The organism is Vibrio sp. A2-1 (genome assembly GCF_021728355.1).
In the GTDB taxonomy this organism is placed as follows: domain Bacteria; phylum Pseudomonadota; class Gammaproteobacteria; order Enterobacterales; family Vibrionaceae; genus Vibrio; species Vibrio splendidus_K.
This window is the reverse complement of the sequence record NZ_JAKKCO010000002.1, coordinates 49793-66456: the sequence shown is the minus strand read 5'-3', so window position 1 is coordinate 66456 and position 16664 is coordinate 49793. Positions and strand designations below refer to the sequence as shown.

13 protein-coding genes are annotated in these 16664 nt (G+C 44.5%); 12 read left to right on the top strand and 1 reads right to left on the bottom strand.

What is annotated here, in order from left to right; translation table 11 throughout:
* Positions 1–53 precede the first annotated feature (53 nt).
* The 3 genes from L3V33_RS08005 to L3V33_RS07995 all read left to right on the top strand — a co-directional run bounded on the left by L3V33_RS08005 (position 54) and on the right by L3V33_RS07995 (position 3094).
* Positions 54–1592: a L,D-transpeptidase family protein gene (locus L3V33_RS08005; RefSeq protein ID WP_237290203.1), complete on the top strand. Its 1539-nt coding sequence runs from the start codon at positions 54–56 to the stop codon at positions 1590–1592.
* 199 nt (positions 1593–1791) lie between these two features.
* Positions 1792–2340, top strand: coding sequence for a YcbK family protein (locus L3V33_RS08000; RefSeq protein WP_065204824.1), 549 nt, complete (start codon positions 1792–1794; stop codon positions 2338–2340).
* Positions 2341–2440: 100 nt separating this feature from the next.
* Positions 2441–3094 carry an MBL fold metallo-hydrolase gene (locus L3V33_RS07995; protein ID WP_004733386.1) on the top strand — a complete coding sequence of 218 codons (654 nt, stop codon included), beginning with the start codon at positions 2441–2443 and terminating at the stop codon, positions 3092–3094.
* A 122-nt stretch (positions 3095–3216) separates the two neighbouring features.
* Here the strand turns inward: L3V33_RS07995 and L3V33_RS07990 are convergent, their stop codons facing one another.
* On the bottom strand, positions 3217–4032 hold the full coding sequence (locus tag L3V33_RS07990) for a DUF2982 domain-containing protein (protein WP_237290202.1): 816 nt from the start codon (positions 4030–4032) through the stop codon (positions 3217–3219).
* Between the two features lie 220 nt (positions 4033–4252).
* Between L3V33_RS07990 and L3V33_RS07985 the strand changes: the two genes are divergently transcribed.
* From L3V33_RS07985 to L3V33_RS07945, 9 genes are all read left to right on the top strand, one after another.
* Positions 4253–4645 carry a MarR family transcriptional regulator gene (locus L3V33_RS07985; RefSeq protein WP_237290201.1) on the top strand — a complete coding sequence of 131 codons (393 nt, stop codon included), beginning with the start codon at positions 4253–4255 and terminating at the stop codon, positions 4643–4645.
* A 608-nt stretch (positions 4646–5253) separates the two neighbouring features.
* Positions 5254–6348: a TRAP transporter substrate-binding protein gene (locus L3V33_RS07980; protein WP_029223544.1), complete on the top strand. Its 1095-nt coding sequence runs from the start codon at positions 5254–5256 to the stop codon at positions 6346–6348.
* A 211-nt stretch (positions 6349–6559) separates the two neighbouring features.
* Positions 6560–7132 (top strand): TRAP transporter small permease subunit, encoded by a 573-nt coding sequence (locus L3V33_RS07975; protein ID WP_054547367.1) that lies wholly within the window; start codon positions 6560–6562, stop codon positions 7130–7132.
* A gap of 9 nt (positions 7133–7141) precedes the next feature.
* Positions 7142–8425, top strand: a complete 1284-nt coding sequence (locus L3V33_RS07970; RefSeq protein ID WP_054547368.1) for a TRAP transporter large permease subunit — start codon at positions 7142–7144, stop codon at positions 8423–8425.
* 104 nt (positions 8426–8529) lie between these two features.
* Positions 8530–9885, top strand: a complete 1356-nt coding sequence (locus L3V33_RS07965) for a cache domain-containing protein (protein WP_102553388.1) — start codon at positions 8530–8532, stop codon at positions 9883–9885.
* Positions 9878–10516: a response regulator transcription factor gene (locus L3V33_RS07960; RefSeq protein ID WP_004733393.1), complete on the top strand. Its 639-nt coding sequence runs from the start codon at positions 9878–9880 to the stop codon at positions 10514–10516. Before L3V33_RS07965 ends, L3V33_RS07960 begins: the two co-directional genes overlap by 8 nt.
* 169 nt (positions 10517–10685) lie before the next feature.
* Entirely contained in the window at positions 10686–12284 is a 1599-nt protein-coding gene (locus L3V33_RS07955) for a BCCT family transporter (protein ID WP_108156071.1), read from the top strand.
* A 272-nt stretch (positions 12285–12556) separates the two neighbouring features.
* The gene (locus L3V33_RS07950; RefSeq protein ID WP_017093820.1) at positions 12557–14128 is read left to right on the top strand and encodes a BCCT family transporter; all 1572 of its coding nucleotides are present in this window, start codon (positions 12557–12559) and stop codon (positions 14126–14128) included.
* Between the two features lie 298 nt (positions 14129–14426).
* Positions 14427–16310, top strand: coding sequence for a methyl-accepting chemotaxis protein (locus L3V33_RS07945; protein WP_017083880.1), 1884 nt, complete (start codon positions 14427–14429; stop codon positions 16308–16310).
* The last annotated feature ends 354 nt before the right edge of the window (positions 16311–16664 follow it).

Here is a 16664-nt window from a genome sequence, read left to right as displayed (position 1 = left end):
CTTACTTCTATTTCTTTGCCATACTTATGAGATGGTTGGTGATGGAGTTAAGCATGTTCGCAAAATACTTCTGTGGATTATTAGTTCTAGTTTCTGTGCACGCATGGAGCTATACGAGTTCTGACGAGAGCCGATTTATTCCGGCTGATTCAGAGCTCTCTTTTATGTTGATTTATCCAGAGCTTACCCAGAGTATTTATCAAGACTCCTCTCTGCCAATTCTATGGGACTCCCCTGAACTTGTTAAAGCGTTTGAATTCCAATTGTCGCTTCTCGAACAAGCGCAAATGGCACCGCTCTTCGAACGACAACTCAAGCAAATCCGTCAGTATCAATCCCGCGGTCAATGGCAAGAGTTGGACGTTCTTTTAACCGATACCTTTATCTATTACTTAAGTTACGTTGAAAATGCGCCACTAATGGGAAAGGAATGGTATTTTTCCGGAAAGCTACATTCCAAATTACCGGCGCCTTCTCCTCATATTCTGATGAGATTAAAAAGCAGTGTTTCCGATGATTATTTATTGGAGATGGTGCTGTCCTACGCTCCGCCTGTAGGGGATTTTGACCAATTCAAAACAACCTATTCGGTGTTAGAAACCGCCTCTGAACTCAATATTGAACGATATAGACAGAAAGGTTTGAAGCGCTTGGGTGACGAGCTTTCAGACAAAACGGTTCTTGTTGAGCGCATTGCTTTGGTTGGTGTTGATACCTCGATGATCGCGGTCGATTTTCCCGAGTTCGATCGAGATCTGCAAACAGCGATTAAATCTTTTCAGCGCATGCACGGCCTTACAGACGATGGGATCGTCGGGCCAGATACGATCAAATGGATCAACATGAGCTTTGATGATCGATTGACTTCATTGGCTCTGAACGCCGAACGAGTTCGTTTGTGGCCAAAAAACAGAGACTCTCTCATCGTCGTCAATGTCCCTAGTTTTGATATGAAGTATTGGGAAGATGGCGAAGAGGTCTTTGAGTCCAAAGTCGTCGTGGGCAGAAAGTCGCGAAAAACACCACTTTTAGAGATAAACCTCGATTCGGTCATCCTAAACCCGACTTGGAATGTGCCATGGAAAATCATGGTCAAAGACATCTTGCCTAAGGTGAAAGCGGACGAAAGCTATCTAGATACACACAACTTCCAAGTGATTGACGGTTGGCGCACTATGGAGACGGTCGACACCACTGAGATCGATTGGCAGACCATCAATTTCAATTCTTTCCCATATCGAATGCGTCAGCAGGCAGGCTCGCGTAATGCATTAGGTTTGTACAAGTTCAACACACCTAACAAGCGAGCGATCTATCTGCACGATACGCCAAGCAAAGGTCTGTTTAATGACGACTTCCGTGCTTATAGCTCCGGCTGCATACGTGTTGAACATGCAGAGGAATTGGCTGAATTGTTGTTTGCTACCAAGGTAAGGAAAGTACCTAACCAAAGTGATGACCTTGCTCCTAATACTAAGGTGCGACTCAAGAAGCGAATCCCCGTACATATCATTTATCAAACCGTATTGTTTGAAGAAGGGGGCATACAGTATCGTGGTGACATCTACCAATATGATAAAGAGGGTGGTTAACCATCAGTGAAGCCAATAAGGGTGATCTTGACCAAAAAATGACAACCAAGCTTCTATTGATAAAATTATAATGTGGATCAATAACTAACCGTGAAAAGGTTACAAATACTAACCTTTTGGGCGGTTTTTGTACGTTGACGCAGCAATTACCATTATGTATCGTGCATTTTTCGTTCGATCTAATTGGTTTTTTTGCTGTATGTCTCAAAGTTTATTTTCACGCCGTCAGTTTCTGACTTACGCTGGTGGTACCGCTGTTGTCGCCTCAATTACTCCTTCTATTGCTTTTGCTTCATACCCTGATCAACCAAGAACGATTAGTATGAACAATCTTCACACTGGTGAACGATTAGAGACCTGTTATTTCGATGGCACTAACTATGTTGGTGATGAGATGGCACGCCTCAGCAAACTATGTCGTGATTTCCGCCGTAATGAAATTCACCCAATGGACAAGAACCTGTTTGATCAGATCACTCAGATTCAAAATGTCTTAGGTATTCATAAAGAAGTTCAGATCATCTCTGGCTACCGCTCTCCAGCGACCAATGAGGCATTGCGCTCTAAGTCGAGTGGCGTAGCTAAGAAGAGCTACCACATGTTGGGTAAAGCGATTGATTTCCGCATTGATGGCGTCAACCTAAAAGAATTAAGAGACGTAGCCAAAAGCCTGAATGCGGGTGGTGTAGGTTATTATGCACGTAGCAACTTTATCCATATCGATACTGGCCCAGTTCGTAGCTGGTAGCGCTAAGCTTAGATTGCGAGCGAAACGGTAGGGACTTGTCAAAGTAGACATCCAATGTCATAGTTTGCCCAAATTTCAGTTTGCCCTTTAAGGTTTGTATATGTCTCTCAAGTATCAAGTTGTCCCTGTTACCTCTTTCTCTCAAAACTGCTCAATTGTGTGGTGTGATGAGACAATGGAAGGCATCGTTGTCGATCCGGGCGGTGATGTTCAACAGCTGGCTGCGATCATTGAAGAGCTCGGTGTTAAAGTGGTGAACTTGGTCCTGACGCACGGTCACTTAGATCATGTTGGCGGCACTGTACCGCTTGCTGAGATCTTGAACGTGAACATTGTTGGCCCGCATAAAGCCGATAACTTTTGGCTTCAAGGCCTAGAGAATCAAAGTCAGATGTTTGGTTTCCCATTGTGTAAAGCTTTTGAACCAAACACATGGTTGGAAGAGGGCGACAAAGTTACTTTTGGTAACCAAGTGATTGATGTGATTCATACTCCGGGTCATACGCCAGGTCACGTTGTACTGTTCAGTGAGCAAGCGCGCATGGCGTTTGTTGGTGATGTTTTATTTAACGGTGCTATTGGTCGTACGGATTTCCCACAAGGCGACTTCAACACGCTGATTGCTTCAATCAAGACTAAGCTTTGGCCACTAGGCAGCGACGTAACATTCGTTCCGGGTCATGGCCCTGAATCGACATTTGGTCGTGAACGCGCATCAAACCCGTTTGTCGCGGATGAAATGCCCCTGTACTAATTAAGTATTTGATTATCCGGCCGATTATTCGTGTTGCGATTGATTGAAAATGAAGCTTAGCTTTTCCTATGAAAGCTAAGCTTTTTTATTGCGTGCGAGTTTATTTTTAAACCTGTTTAATTTTAATCAGAAAGACGCTCGGCAGCCGCCAAGTAGCGTCGAGCAAGTCCAATAAACTCCTCTCCACTCATATTCAAATCTTGAGTTGATATGAAAATATCGTAACCGTGGAAACCCCTCTGATATTTCATCCTATTCGCTAGCATCGCCTGCAACCCGGAATAGTCTTTAATCACTGCGTTTTTCGCATTCGATTTATGGGATTTCGATTCATGGGATGAACCTGGGCTAGTCTGTGTTTGGCTATCGTTGAAGATAACCTCGTCAGTATTTTGTGACTCTTTATATCTGTTCAGTTCCACACAACCGCTCTCAGTGCAGCGCGCATGGTAATGCGATGAGTCGAGAACCATATCTTCAAAGTTTGACTCTTTACCCGCTTGCTTGGCGCCCAGATACAAAAGTGCTCGCTGGCTCAGCAATAACTCGCAAGTGATTTTAGGGCAAATTGAATCGAGGTAGGGCGAGTAATCTTTAACCTTGATACCAACCCAAGGAAGAGGTTGATGCCACCCATCTTGTTCGTAAGTACATAGGCCGATCTTTTCAATATTGCTCCACTTTAAAATCCACCCTCCTTTATAAAAATGCTGCTGAAAATGAGTCGGTGTGAGAGTGAACATCACTCTGCTGCGCAACATTAAATAATAGCCAGTTCCGAGTAGGGCAATAATGCAAAATGCACCCACGATCAGTAACTTTGGATTGTCACTGTACAGAGCAACGATCAAGCAAAGGAAGCCTAAAACAACGGCCAGAATACGGTACGAACGTGTGAACGAAGGCAAAGAGAAATTTGTAAGGTGACGAGTGTCCATAGGCAACACCAAGTTTTCATATTTTTGTCTGGATGGATAACCAGTGTATATGACCCTGAATTGATAAGTCGATGATTAAATAATAGACGCTAGTAGACAATATCGGTATTTTTCGTCGACTTTCGGCGCTTCACTCTACAAATAGCTCCTGTTTTTTGGTATAAATCGCGCTTCAAATTTTCACCACTGCGAAAAGAGCAGTGAACTGGAGAAATATTCAATGAGACTTGCTCATAAGCGTAAGGTGCAGGCTAAACTGCAGAAACGCACTAAAGCGGCTGTAGTTAAAGCAGTGGCAACGCCGAAAAAAGCGAAGCCTGTCACAGAGAAAGTTGTAGCAGAAAAAACTGTAGCAGCAAAACCAGCGGTAGAGAAAGCAGTAGCAGCAACTAAAGAAGTTGCAGTAGCACTGACTCCTAAGCAACAACAAGTTCTAGACATCGTTGTTAGCAATGCTGAAGGCATTAACCCTAAAGGTATCGGCCTAGCAGCTGGTCAAGAAGACGCGAAAGCAGCTTCATGGGCAACAGGCGCATTGAAAAAACTTCTTGAAGAAAACCTAGTAGCGAAAGAGCAACTTGCAGGTAACAAGGTTATCTACAAAGCTATCTAATTCTGTGGGATTACATTCGCTTCGTTAAGTTTTTAAGCCTCGATTTTCGAGGCTTTTTTGTATCTGACGGATCATGTTAATCCCAAAACCAAAACCAAAACCCAAATCCCCTAAACACATACTCATATTCAAACCTAGCATTCGAACCTAGCCCCAGAAGCCTCATTTCCAATCGGCAGATCTCTTCCGTTATTCATCTGTCTTTCGTGCGTCCCTTGTTTCGAATCAGTAAGCACCAAAGTAGGGCGTCGGATTCTCTGAAATCCTTGATTCTCATGGATTGAATGCATTCAGGTGCGTATTTGATATGTGGTGAGAATAGAGCCTCATCACGAAATGGCAATCAATTGTTAACGATATTTAATTATTAATACTTAGGTACTTATCAATAAGCATTCCCCTGATGAATAGAGTAAGTCCTTTAAAACCGACATAACTCAATTATCTCCTACGTAGTTCTACGTAATCCTTTGGTCTAATACGCAGTTTGTGTGGGTCTGTCGTGCGTGCTCTCCCTGATATCTAGTTGCCTCATCAAGGTGCACTCTTATGTTGAACCATAAAAAATACTCACAGAAAGAGTGTTAATCCAACAAAAGGACGTGAACATGAGTCTCATTTCTAACTCCCTCACACGAGTTTTTAAAAACGTTGCGGTTACTGCAGCGGCTTGTTTAGCTTTGGTCGCAACTGGCGCCACAGCTGCTGATAAGGTTTATCGCTTGAAGCTCGCTGAAACATGGGGACCAAACTTCCCTGTTTTCGGTGATGCAACCAAAAACATGGCTGCGATGGCTGAGAAAATGTCGAATGGTCGACTGCAAATCAGAATCGATTCAGCAAACAAACACAAAGCACCGCTTGGCGTTTTTGACATGGTTAAGTCTGGTCAATACGACATGGGTCACTCAGGCTCTTACTACTGGAAAGGTAAAGTTCCAAACACTCTTTACTTCACTTCTATGCCTTTCGGTATGACGCCAGCAGAACAATACGCGTGGTTCTATCACGGTGGCGGTATGGAATTGATGGAGCAGGTTTACTCTCCACACAACCTAATGTCGTTCCCAGGTGGTAACACGGATATTCAGATGGGTGGTTGGTTTCAAAAAGAGATCAACAGCGTTGAAGATCTACAAGGTCTGAAAATGCGAATCCCAGGCTTTGCTGGTGAGATCCTTGCGGAGCTAGGTGCTAAGCCGACTAACATTGCCCCTGGTGAGCTTTACACATCTTTAGAGCGTCGCACAATCGATGCGCTAGAGTGGGTGGGTCCATCACTTGATTTGCGTATGGGTTTCCACAAAATTGCGCCGTACTACTACACAGGTTGGCATGAGCCGGGTTCAGAGCTTCAATTCCTAGTGAATAAGCGTACATGGAACAAGCTTCCTGAAGACCTACAAGAAATCTTGCGTGTTGCAATGCGTACAGCGGCTTACGACATGTACACACAAGCAACGCACGAAAGTGGCAAGAACTGGGTTTCAATGAAAACAGAATACCCAGACGTACAAGTTAAAGATTTCCCACCAGAAGTCATGTCGGCACTGAAAGAAGCGAACGATCGCCTACTTGCGGCACATGCTGAGAAAGATGCACTGGCAAAAGAGATCCAAGCTTCACAAGCAAGCTACCTAGAGCAAGTGCGCTCATGGACGGATATTTCACACAGAGCTTATTTAAATAGCCAAGCGAAATAATCGACAGTTGTTGAACTGAAGCTAAATGAACCCAAAGCTGTTCTTGTTAGGTAACTAAGAGTGACTAAGCGGCGGGTTCATTTTAACCATAATAATTAAGCAGGATAAATCCTGTAACAAGATCCCAAGAACCCTTTCTACGTCGTGCATCTTGTTAGCGCTACTTGTTTTAGTTGCCCTAACTCTAATACGCGATGTCTTTTCAAATTCCATGGAGTCGGGAATGCGAAGTCTAATTTATATTGAACGCCTATTTAATCGTATCGGTGATGCACTGGGATGGCTTTCCAGTATGTTGTTTATTTTACTTATCGCGAACGTCGTGTATGACGTTGTCATGAGATATGCCTTCAATGATGTCTCAATCGCCTTCCAAGAAATGGAATGGCATCTTTTCTCAGCTGTTTTCCTATTAGGTGTTCCTTATGCCATCAAGGCTGGTGGCCACGTGCGAGTGGATGTTTTTTACGAACAACTCAGCTTCAAGGCGCAAGCGATTATTGATCTAATCGGCACCGTTGTCTTCCTGCTTCCTTTTTGTTTGCTGGTGGCTTGGTTTGGTATCGATGTTGCCAAAGAGAGTTATAACCTGGGTGAAACGTCGGGCGATCCCGGTGGCTTGCCGTATCGTTGGATCATTAAAGCGATGATCCCACTGTCGTTTTTCTTGATGGCAGTCAGTGGCGTTGGCTTGATTCTGCATTCGCTGAATAAGATTTTTAATCCGCACCTTATCCATGCAACTAACACGCATGTAAACAATACTCATACAAAGAATAAGTAGAGGCTGAACATGATTGGAATAGTAATGTTTTTCGTAGCCTTGTTTGCACTTTTGCTTGGCTTCCCGGTCGCGTTCACCTTTGGTGGTATCGCGTTAATCTTTGGTGTTTGGGCTGAAGGCATCGAAATGTTCGCCTTCATGCCATATCGAATTCAATCGATCATGGAAAATACGGTGCTGATGGCCGTTCCATTGTTCGTTTTCATGGGGCTTGTTCTACAAAAGACCAAGCTTGCTGAGCAGTTGCTAGAGTCAATGGGACGACTGTTTGGTGGTGTTCGTGGTGGTATTGCTATCTCGACGGTACTTGTGGGTTCACTGCTTGCGGCTTCAACGGGCGTAGTAGGTGCTTCTGTGGTTGCCATGGGTCTTATCTCGTTGCCAGTTATGCTCAAGTACAACTACGACAAAGGCTTAGCCTGCGGCACTATTTGTGCATCTGGCACGTTAGGGCAAATCATTCCGCCTTCTATCGTACTGATCTTATTAGGTGATGTACTCGGTGTGCCAGTAGGGGACTTGTTCCAAGCGGCGATTTGGCCGGGTGTAATGTTGGTGGGCGCGTATATCGTTTATATCTTGATATACGCAAAGCTTAACCCAGAAGCGGCTCAACCAATTGAACGTGATGACTCAATTAGTCGTAAACAAGAAGTCATCAATGCACTGAAAGCTATCGTACCGCCACTCGCGCTGATCATTGTCGTATTGGGCTCTATCTTCGCGGGTGTTGCCACGCCGACAGAGTCAGCTGCATTAGGTGGTGCGGGTGCTATGGTACTTGCTTTGTTGTACGGTCAATTCAGTTGGTCGATGGTGTATGAAGCGTCCAAAGAAACGGTGAAAGTCACGGCAATGGTCTTTGCTATCTTGCTTGGTGCGACGGCATTCTCGATGGCGTTCACTTATACTGGCGGTGATTATCTGGTTGAAGAGTGGATGCTGCAGTTGCCGGGTGAAAAATGGGGCTTCTTGATCATTACCATGTTGGTTATTTTGATTCTGGGTTTCTTCATCGACTTCGTAGAAATCTGTTTCATCATCGTACCGATCATTGCGCCTGTTGCTGAACTGATGGGTATCAACATGACTTGGTTCGCTATCCTTATCGCGATGAACCTACAAACCTCCTTCTTAACGCCGCCATTTGGTTTTAGTTTGTTCTATTTGAAAGGGGTTGCACCGAAAGGCGTCACCACAAAAGACATCTACCGAGGCGTGATGCCGTTCATTCTTATTCAAATCCTCGTACTTGGATCACTTCTCGCTTTCCCTTCTTTCTATGGAATGTGAGTGAAGCCAAGAATGTGAATGATATGTTTCAACGGCTATCTATAAATTGCTAAAGTAAAACGGCTTATTGATGTTCAGTAAGCCGTTTTTTGTGAGGGAAAGGAATGCCTCTAAAAGCTAAGCTGATTTTGCTGACGCTACTCCCGTTGCTACTGGTCACGGCGAGCATAAGTTGGATCTCGTTACATCAAACCAAAACGTTGGGTGCTAAAGAAGTTGAGATCTTCAGAGACAGCCTAATCAAGGCTCGTGAAAACGCCCTCAAAGACACTGTTGACCTCGCATTTGATGCCATCGAACATATCTACAACGACCCTGATATCCAAGAAGCCCAAGCCAAAAGAGAAGTTCGAACCATATTGTCTAAACTTAGATATGGCTCCGATGGCTATTTCTTCGCATACGACCGTTACGGAACCAATTTAGTTCATCCGATCCAGCCAGAATTGATTGGACAAAATCTACTTCAACTTCAAGATGAAGATGGCGACTTTCTAATCGAAGCGTTGTTGAAAGAAGCGCAAACCGGAGGAGGGTTTCACCAATACCTGTGGCAAAAGCCCTCAACCGGAGAAGTGGTCTCTAAGCTCAGCTATGCCGCTTGGTTGGAACGTTGGGATTGGATGATTGGCACGGGTTTATACATTGAAGATGTGCACCAAGAAGTCGCCTCGATGCAGGCCGCGATAAACAAGAATATTGAAACCACGTTCTTTTCCATTGTGGTCATCCTGAGCGTGACGGTGGCGGTCATTATCGTGCTGACCTTAGCGATTAACATGCACGAGCATCGAATCGCGGATAACAATTTAAAAGAGCTCGCCCATAAAACGGTGATGTTTCAGGAAGACGAGAAGAAGCATTTAGCGCGAGAGCTACACGATGGAATCAACCAGTTATTAGTATCGAGTCGTTGCCACTTAGAGCTACTTGGTAATAAGTTACAAAGTGAAGACCTAAAAGCGCATTTGAATAAGTCGCAGCATTCCTTGATGCGAGCGATCGAAGAGGTAAGGCACATCTCACATCAACTTCGTCCAAGTTCATTGGATGATATTGGTTTAGAAGCGGCGTTGTCTTCGTTGCTATTGGATTTTCAGGCGCACTCGGGTATTGAAGTGGAGACCTTGTTCAGCACTCAACCCGGAAAGTTGAAATCAGAAGCGGCGACGACCTTGTATCGAGTAGTGCAAGAATCTTTGAACAACATAGAAAAGCACGCCCAAGCGACTAAAGTGACTGTTATCGCGCAGCAAATTGGCAATGTATTGCAACTACTGATTCAAGACAACGGTGTGGGTTTCAATACTTATAAAGCGATGGAAAAACGAGGGATCGGTCTGCGTAATATGAGAGAGCGGGTGGAGTTCATTGGTGGTGATTTTGAACTGATGAGTGAGATTGGCCTCGGAACGGAAATTACAGTGTTACTGACACTAGAGGGATTAATGAATGAGTGAAGTTATTCGAGTTGTGATCGCTGACGATCACCAAGTGGTACTGGATGGCTTTATGGCGAGATTGGAACTTGAGCCAGATATTAGCGTGATAGGTACGGCCAGTAATGGATTAGAAGCGGTTGAGGTCGTTAAATCTCTGCGCCCCGATGTGGTGTTGATGGATATCAGCATGCCTATCATGAACGGCATTGATGCGACCCATCTGATTAAAGAAGAAGACCCAGAAGCGAAGGTGTTGATGCTGACTATGCATAACAACCGTGAATACATCATGAAGGTGATGCAATCGGGCGCAGTCGGCTATATGTTGAAAGAGATTTCGGCTGAAAAAATGGTGCAAGCGATCAAAACGGTCAATCAAGGCTCGACCTATTTTTGTGAAAAAGTCACACAGAATTTGTTTACTCAGCCGATTACTCCCACACAATCTGTGAAGAATCCATTGAGCAGACGTGAAGAAGCGGTGTTGAAATTGGTGGCAAAAGGGGAGAGCAGTAAAGAGATCGCGAAGGGTTTGAATATCAGTTACCGAACGGTTGAAACCCACAGACAAAACATTAAGCATAAGCTGGATATTCACTCTACGGCAGAGCTAGCTAAATATGCTGTTAATTCTGGGCTTGTAGAGTGATCTTACGCTAAATTACATTAAATGTGTAATTTAATTACTAAAGTTGTAATTTATGCCTGATTTTTGGCGGTTTTTTTAGTATTTTTGCGACAGGTTGATATCCTTCTTTTCGAAATTTAAGCGCCGAATGCAATGTTGCAAACTGTGCGCTACAAATTAGAGAGGAAACATGGAGCCTGTAAAAGATAGGTATAGTATTGAAAATACCGATTATACAGTAGGACAAGATAACGTTCAGAAATGGGGTTTTGATGTTCACAACCCGGTATTTGGAATCAGTGCAGGAGCGATCATTGTCTTCTTGGTTGCACTTCTAGTCGCAGACCCAGAAACCGCAAAAGCGGCACTGGATGGAATCAAATGGAAAGTCATCGGTAACTTCGATGGTTTCTTCATGTGGGCAGCTAACATCTTCGTTATCTTCTGTTTTGCCCTCATTGTCTCCCCGTATGGCAAGATACGTATTGGTGGCAATGATGCCAAAGCAGAGCACTCTAACCTGTCTTGGATGTCGATGTTATTTGCCGCGGGAATGGGTATTGGTTTGATGTTCTGGGGTGTTGCAGAGCCAGTAGCTTACTTCACGGGTTGGTATGAAACGCCACTCGGTGTTGAAGCTTATTCTCCTGAAGCAGCTAAGTTGGCGCTTGGCGCAACTATTTATAACTGGGGTTTACACGGTTGGTCTATTTACGCCGTTGTTGCTCTAGCCCTCGCTTTTTTCACTTTCAATAAAGGCTTACCGCTTTCTATTCGATCAATATTTTACCCGCTACTCGGTGACAGAACTTGGGGTTGGTTTGGACATATCGTTGATATCGTCGCGGTACTGGCTACGCTATTTGGCCTTGCAACATCGCTTGGCCTAGGCGCACAGCAAGCAACCAGTGGTATTAACCATGTGTTTGGTACCGATGGTGGTATTGGCATGCAGCTCATTGTTATCGCAGTGGTCACTTTCTTAGCAACAATGTCAGTGGTTCGCGGTATTAACGGTGGCGTGAAGGTTTTAAGTAACATCAACATGTTGGTTGCTTTGGGCTTGCTTATCTTCGTAACGATCGCTGGTGGTATGGCGGGTATTAAAGCAATCCCAACCGCGCTAATGGGCTACATTGAAAACTTTATTCCTCTAAGTAATCCTCATGGTCGTGATGATGAAACTTGGATGCAGGGTTGGACGGTATTCTATTGGGCTTGGTGGATGTCTTGGTCACCATTCGTAGGCATGTTCATCGCTCGTATCTCTAAAGGTCGTACGATTCGTGAATTCATCGTCGCTGTATTGTTCATCCCAACGACAGTAATCATCATCTGGATGGCTATTTTCGGTGGTATCGCGATTGATCAAGTGGCGAACAAGGTGGGTGAGATAGGCGTGAATGGTTTGCAAGATATTACGCTTTCTCTATTCCACACTTATGATGCGCTGCCAATGAGTTCTGTGCTTTCTGTAGTATCGATTGGTTTGATTATGGTGTTCTTCATCACCTCGTCAGATTCAGGTTCATTAGTTATCGACAGCATTACTTCTGGCGGTAAAGTTGATGCCCCTGTTCCTCAACGTGTATTTTGGGCGTTGATGGGCGGTGCGATTGCAGCGGTTCTATTGTGGGTTGGCGGCACGGAATCCATTCAAGCACTGCAAGCTGGAACGGTATCAATGGCGCTACCATTTGCGTTCATATTATTGCTTATGTGCCTAAGCTTATTGCTAGGTTTGCGTACCGAAAATCAATTGGTTAAGCAGCAAAATGCTTTGAGTTAAAAGTATTATTCAAATAACGGCCGACTTGTTCGGCCTTTTTTTCGTCAGTAATTTGAGTAATTACGTGAATATTGGATGAAAACCCATCGAACCGATTCTGGTTTACTGAAAACAATAAGTTAACCTGCTAAACTTCAGACATCCAAGTATTTGAATTATTGTGACAACAGCTTGTATTACTTGGATCGTGTGTTCGAATTTGTGATTCAGTCACAAGTAAGTAAGGGATAGTAAGGTCAACAGACCCTATCAATATTCCGTAGAGAGGGATAATGACTAAAGGTATAGATAAATACAGTATCGACAGTACGGATTACACTGTCGGTCAAGATAACGTCCAAAAATGGGGTTTTGATGTTCATAACCCAGTATTTGGTATCAGTGCAGGACTTATTGCTTTGTTCCTGATCGGCATTCTGATTACAGATACCGCTTCAGCAAAGGCAGCACTCGATGGCGTTAAAGGCCAGATCATCAATTCGTTTGATTGGCTTTTCATCTGGTCGGGTAATGTTTTCGTTGTTTTCTGCTTAGGCTTAATTGTTTCTCCGTATGGTAAAATCCGCCTTGGTGGTGTTGATGCGACGGCAGATTACTCATTCATGTCTTGGCTATCGATGTTGTTTGCCGCAGGTATGGGTATCGGCCTAATGTTCTGGAGTGTGGCGGAACCCGCTGCTTACTTCACGGGTTGGTTTGAAACCCCGTTAGGTGTTGAACCAAACACACCAGAAGCTGCTAAGTTGGCGCTAGGTGCAACCATGTATCACTGGGGTCTACACCCTTGGGCGATTTATGGCGTAGTAGCACTGTCACTTGCGTTTTTCTCTTACAACAAGGGATTGCCTCTTTCTATTCGTTCTATTTTCTACCCAATCTTGGGTGATAGAGCGTGGGGGTGGGCTGGTCACATTGTTGATATTCTGGCGGTTCTTGCAACGCTGTTTGGTTTGGCGACGTCGCTGGGCTTAGGTGCACAACAAGCAGCAAGTGGTATTCAACATGTCTTCGGAATCGAGGCTGGCTTAGGGTTACAAGTTGTTGTTATTACCGTAGTAACGTTATTAGCGGTCGTGTCAGTGCTTCGCGGTATTGATGGCGGCGTTAAAGTTATCAGTAACATCAACATGTTGGTTGCTTTCCTACTGCTTATCTTAGTGGCTCTAATCGGCTATGCGGTGAGTTTAGGTTCTATCCCAACAACCTTTATGGCATACGTTGAAAACATCATTCCTTTGAGTAATCCTCATGGTCGTGAAGATGAAGCGTGGATGCACGGCTGGACTGTATTCTACTGGGCTTGGTGGATTTCATGGTCACCATTCGTAGGTATGTTTATCGCGCGTGTTTCTAAAGGTCGTACGGTTCGTGAGTTCATCACAGCGGTTCTGATTGTTCCAACGACTGTTACTATCATTTGGATGTCAGTATTTGGTGGCATGGCGATTGACCAAATCGTGAATAACGTTGGTATCCTTGGTCAAGATGGTTTGACTGATGTATCACTAGCGATGTTCCAAATGTTTGATGCTCTACCGTTCGGTACGCTGCTATCAATCATTGCGGTTATCTTAGTTCTAGTATTCTTCATTACGTCGTCTGACTCAGGCTCTCTAGTTATCGACAGCATCACTGCTGGTGGTAAAGTTGATACGCCTGTACCTCAACGTGTGTTCTGGGCGTTCCTAGAAGGTGCGATTGCTGTCGCTCTATTGTGGGTTGGCGGTACTGAAGCAGTACAAGCTCTACAAGCGGGCGCAATTTCTACGGCATTGCCATTCACCATCATTCTATTACTGATGTGTGTGAGCTTGCTAATGGGTATGCGCACCGAGAAGCGATAGACTGATCGTTAATCGACTTTCCATTTGGTTGAAGTCGAATATAAAGTAAAAAGAAAGGCAGAAGAGGAAACTCTCCTGCCTTTTTTGTATCTATTTTACAGTCTAGAGAACAGTATATTTCGATGGAATTACCTTCAAAATAACGTCTTAAATTTGGCGATTAGCCAAGTAATTGACATTCGATAAGCCAATGGTTTGCTTAAAATTATATTACGTTATTAAATTATAAAATCGCTCGAATTTAATACTGATATTGGGTAGTATGCGCGAGATTTCCCACTACTCGTGAAACTTTGACATGAAACTAACACTTAAGCAGAAGTTAATAGGTGCTAGCCTATCTGCTGTTGTCGTTATGGCAACAGCGTTAACTTGGTTATCAGCAAACCAATTATTTGAACAGACTCGTAATGGCGTATACCTGCGAGCTGAAAGCGTATCAGAAGCAGCATCTGAAGGTATTAAAAACTGGATTGATATCCGCACCGATATCGCATCAGCATTTAATGACTTTTCACGAGAGGATGATGTTGTTCCTTTCCTTAAGCAAGCTCGTGTAGCGGGTGGCTTTGACGATATCTTTTTAGGTACTCCAGAAGGCGGAATGTACCGTTCACACCCTGAACGTAATCGTGCTGGTTACGATCCTCGTCAACGTCCTTGGTACCAAGAAGCAAACGCTGCAGGTAAGCAAATCATCACAACGGCTTACCAAGATGCGATCACCAAAGCATTGCTAGTAACGATTGCAGAACCTGTGCGTCATAACGGCAAACTTGTTGGTGTAGTGGGTGCAGACGTACTTATCGACCAACTAGTGAACGATGTAATCAGCCTTGATGTTGGTGACAATGCGAACGCAATGCTAATTGATGCCTCTGACGGCACATTCCTCGCACACCCAGATTCTGCACTGAGCCTGAAGCCGGTAAGCCAGCTTTCAAACGACATCTCTATGCCTATCATCGAAAACGCAGTGCGTACGGGTAGCATCGAGATCATCAAAGAGCGCGGCGCAGAGAAGCTGCTTTACTTCACGAAGGTGCCTAACACTAACTGGATCTTCGCTGTTCAGATGGACAAAGCAACAGAAGAAGCGAACCACTCAACACTACTTACTCAGTTGATCACAACGGCGGTCATTATTACGTTAATCGTAATCGTATTAGTGTCTTGGTTAGTGAGCTTCCTATTCCGCGATTTAAACCGTGTTTCAGCGGCACTGGAAGAAATTGCTTCAGGTGAGGGTGACCTTACTCAACGTCTTGAGCCTAAGAGCGATGACGAGATTGGTAAGCTTGCTGAAAACTTCAACCGTTTTGTAGGCAACATGCACACCATGGTGATCAAGCTAAGCGAAGTATCTGCTGCGCTAGGCAACCAAGCACGTCAAACAGCTTCTCAAGCTGAAGAACGTAGTGCTCGTATCCAAATGCAACAAGACGAGATCAACATGGTAGCAACAGCCGTTAACGAAATGGCTGCAGCAACACAAGAGATCGCGGGTAACGCTGACCACACTGCACAGAACTCATCTGAAGCAGTTGGCGCGTGTGAGCACGGTACTGGTCAAGTGACACAGACTCAAAGCTCTATCCAAAACCTTGCTCAAGAAGTTCAAATCGCAACTAACGTGATCCTAGAACTTGAAGAGCACGGCAACAGCATCAACGCTATCTTGTCTAACATTCAAGGTATTGCAGAACAAACGAACCTACTTGCACTTAACGCCGCTATTGAAGCTGCACGTGCCGGTGAGCAAGGTCGTGGTTTCGCAGTAGTAGCGGATGAAGTTCGAGTTCTGAGCCAACGTACACACGGTTCAACGCAAGAGATTCAGCAAACTATTGAGTTGCTACAAGGTACAACAGGTAAAGCGGTTAGCATCATGAACGATAGCCGTAGTCTTGCTGAAACCAGTGTTGATGACGCGAACTCAGCGGCTGCAAGCTTAACGCAAATCCATGCTGCTGTTGAACGCATTAGTGACATGGCGACACAGATTGCTTCTGCTGCAGAAGAGCAAGCATCAGTAACGTCTGAGATTACTCGTAACACTGAGGGAATCCGTGACGTATCTAACGAGCTAGCAGACGAAGCGCACCAAGCTGCAGAACAAGCCGCTCAACTTTCTGAGCTGTCTCACGAGCTAGAAAGCGAAATTAGCCGCTTCAAGCTGTAAGCTCTTAGTATTAGAGTGCTTATTTTTAAGTTCTTAGCGAATAGCAAATAGCGATAGAACAGAAAAAAGCGTACTAGCGATCAATTCGCGAGAATGTTATCAAAAAGCCGAATGTGATTATCACATTCGGCTTTTTTGTACGTGCTAGTTAGAGTTATGAATCCAAACTAGTTGTTCGGGTAACCTGGAAACTTCGCTTTAATCGCTGCACGAGTAGGGAAGTACTGCTCCATAAATTTAACCATCGCAGGGTCGTTCGCTTGTCGTTTCTAAGCTGTTTGGGTATTTGCATCAAGGTCAGTACTTATTGTAAGTGACTGGCCAAGTTTGATTGGAGAAAGGTGTAGTTCAGGA

Coding starts and splice junctions, on each gene's coding strand:
- L3V33_RS08005 (WP_237290203.1), top strand. CDS start 54: ATGTTCGCAAAATACTTCTGTGGATTATTAGTTCTAGTTTCTGTGCAC.
- L3V33_RS08000 (WP_065204824.1), top strand. CDS start 1,792: ATGTCTCAAAGTTTATTTTCACGCCGTCAGTTTCTGACTTACGCTGGT.
- L3V33_RS07995 (WP_004733386.1), top strand. CDS start 2,441: ATGTCTCTCAAGTATCAAGTTGTCCCTGTTACCTCTTTCTCTCAAAAC.
- L3V33_RS07990 (WP_237290202.1), bottom strand. CDS start 4,032: ATGGACACTCGTCACCTTACAAATTTCTCTTTGCCTTCGTTCACACGT.
- L3V33_RS07985 (WP_237290201.1), top strand. CDS start 4,253: ATGAGACTTGCTCATAAGCGTAAGGTGCAGGCTAAACTGCAGAAACGC.
- L3V33_RS07980 (WP_029223544.1), top strand. CDS start 5,254: ATGAGTCTCATTTCTAACTCCCTCACACGAGTTTTTAAAAACGTTGCG.
- L3V33_RS07975 (WP_054547367.1), top strand. CDS start 6,560: ATGGAGTCGGGAATGCGAAGTCTAATTTATATTGAACGCCTATTTAAT.
- L3V33_RS07970 (WP_054547368.1), top strand. CDS start 7,142: ATGATTGGAATAGTAATGTTTTTCGTAGCCTTGTTTGCACTTTTGCTT.
- L3V33_RS07965 (WP_102553388.1), top strand. CDS start 8,530: ATGCCTCTAAAAGCTAAGCTGATTTTGCTGACGCTACTCCCGTTGCTA.
- L3V33_RS07960 (WP_004733393.1), top strand. CDS start 9,878: ATGAGTGAAGTTATTCGAGTTGTGATCGCTGACGATCACCAAGTGGTA.
- L3V33_RS07955 (WP_108156071.1), top strand. CDS start 10,686: ATGGAGCCTGTAAAAGATAGGTATAGTATTGAAAATACCGATTATACA.
- L3V33_RS07950 (WP_017093820.1), top strand. CDS start 12,557: ATGACTAAAGGTATAGATAAATACAGTATCGACAGTACGGATTACACT.
- L3V33_RS07945 (WP_017083880.1), top strand. CDS start 14,427: ATGAAACTAACACTTAAGCAGAAGTTAATAGGTGCTAGCCTATCTGCT.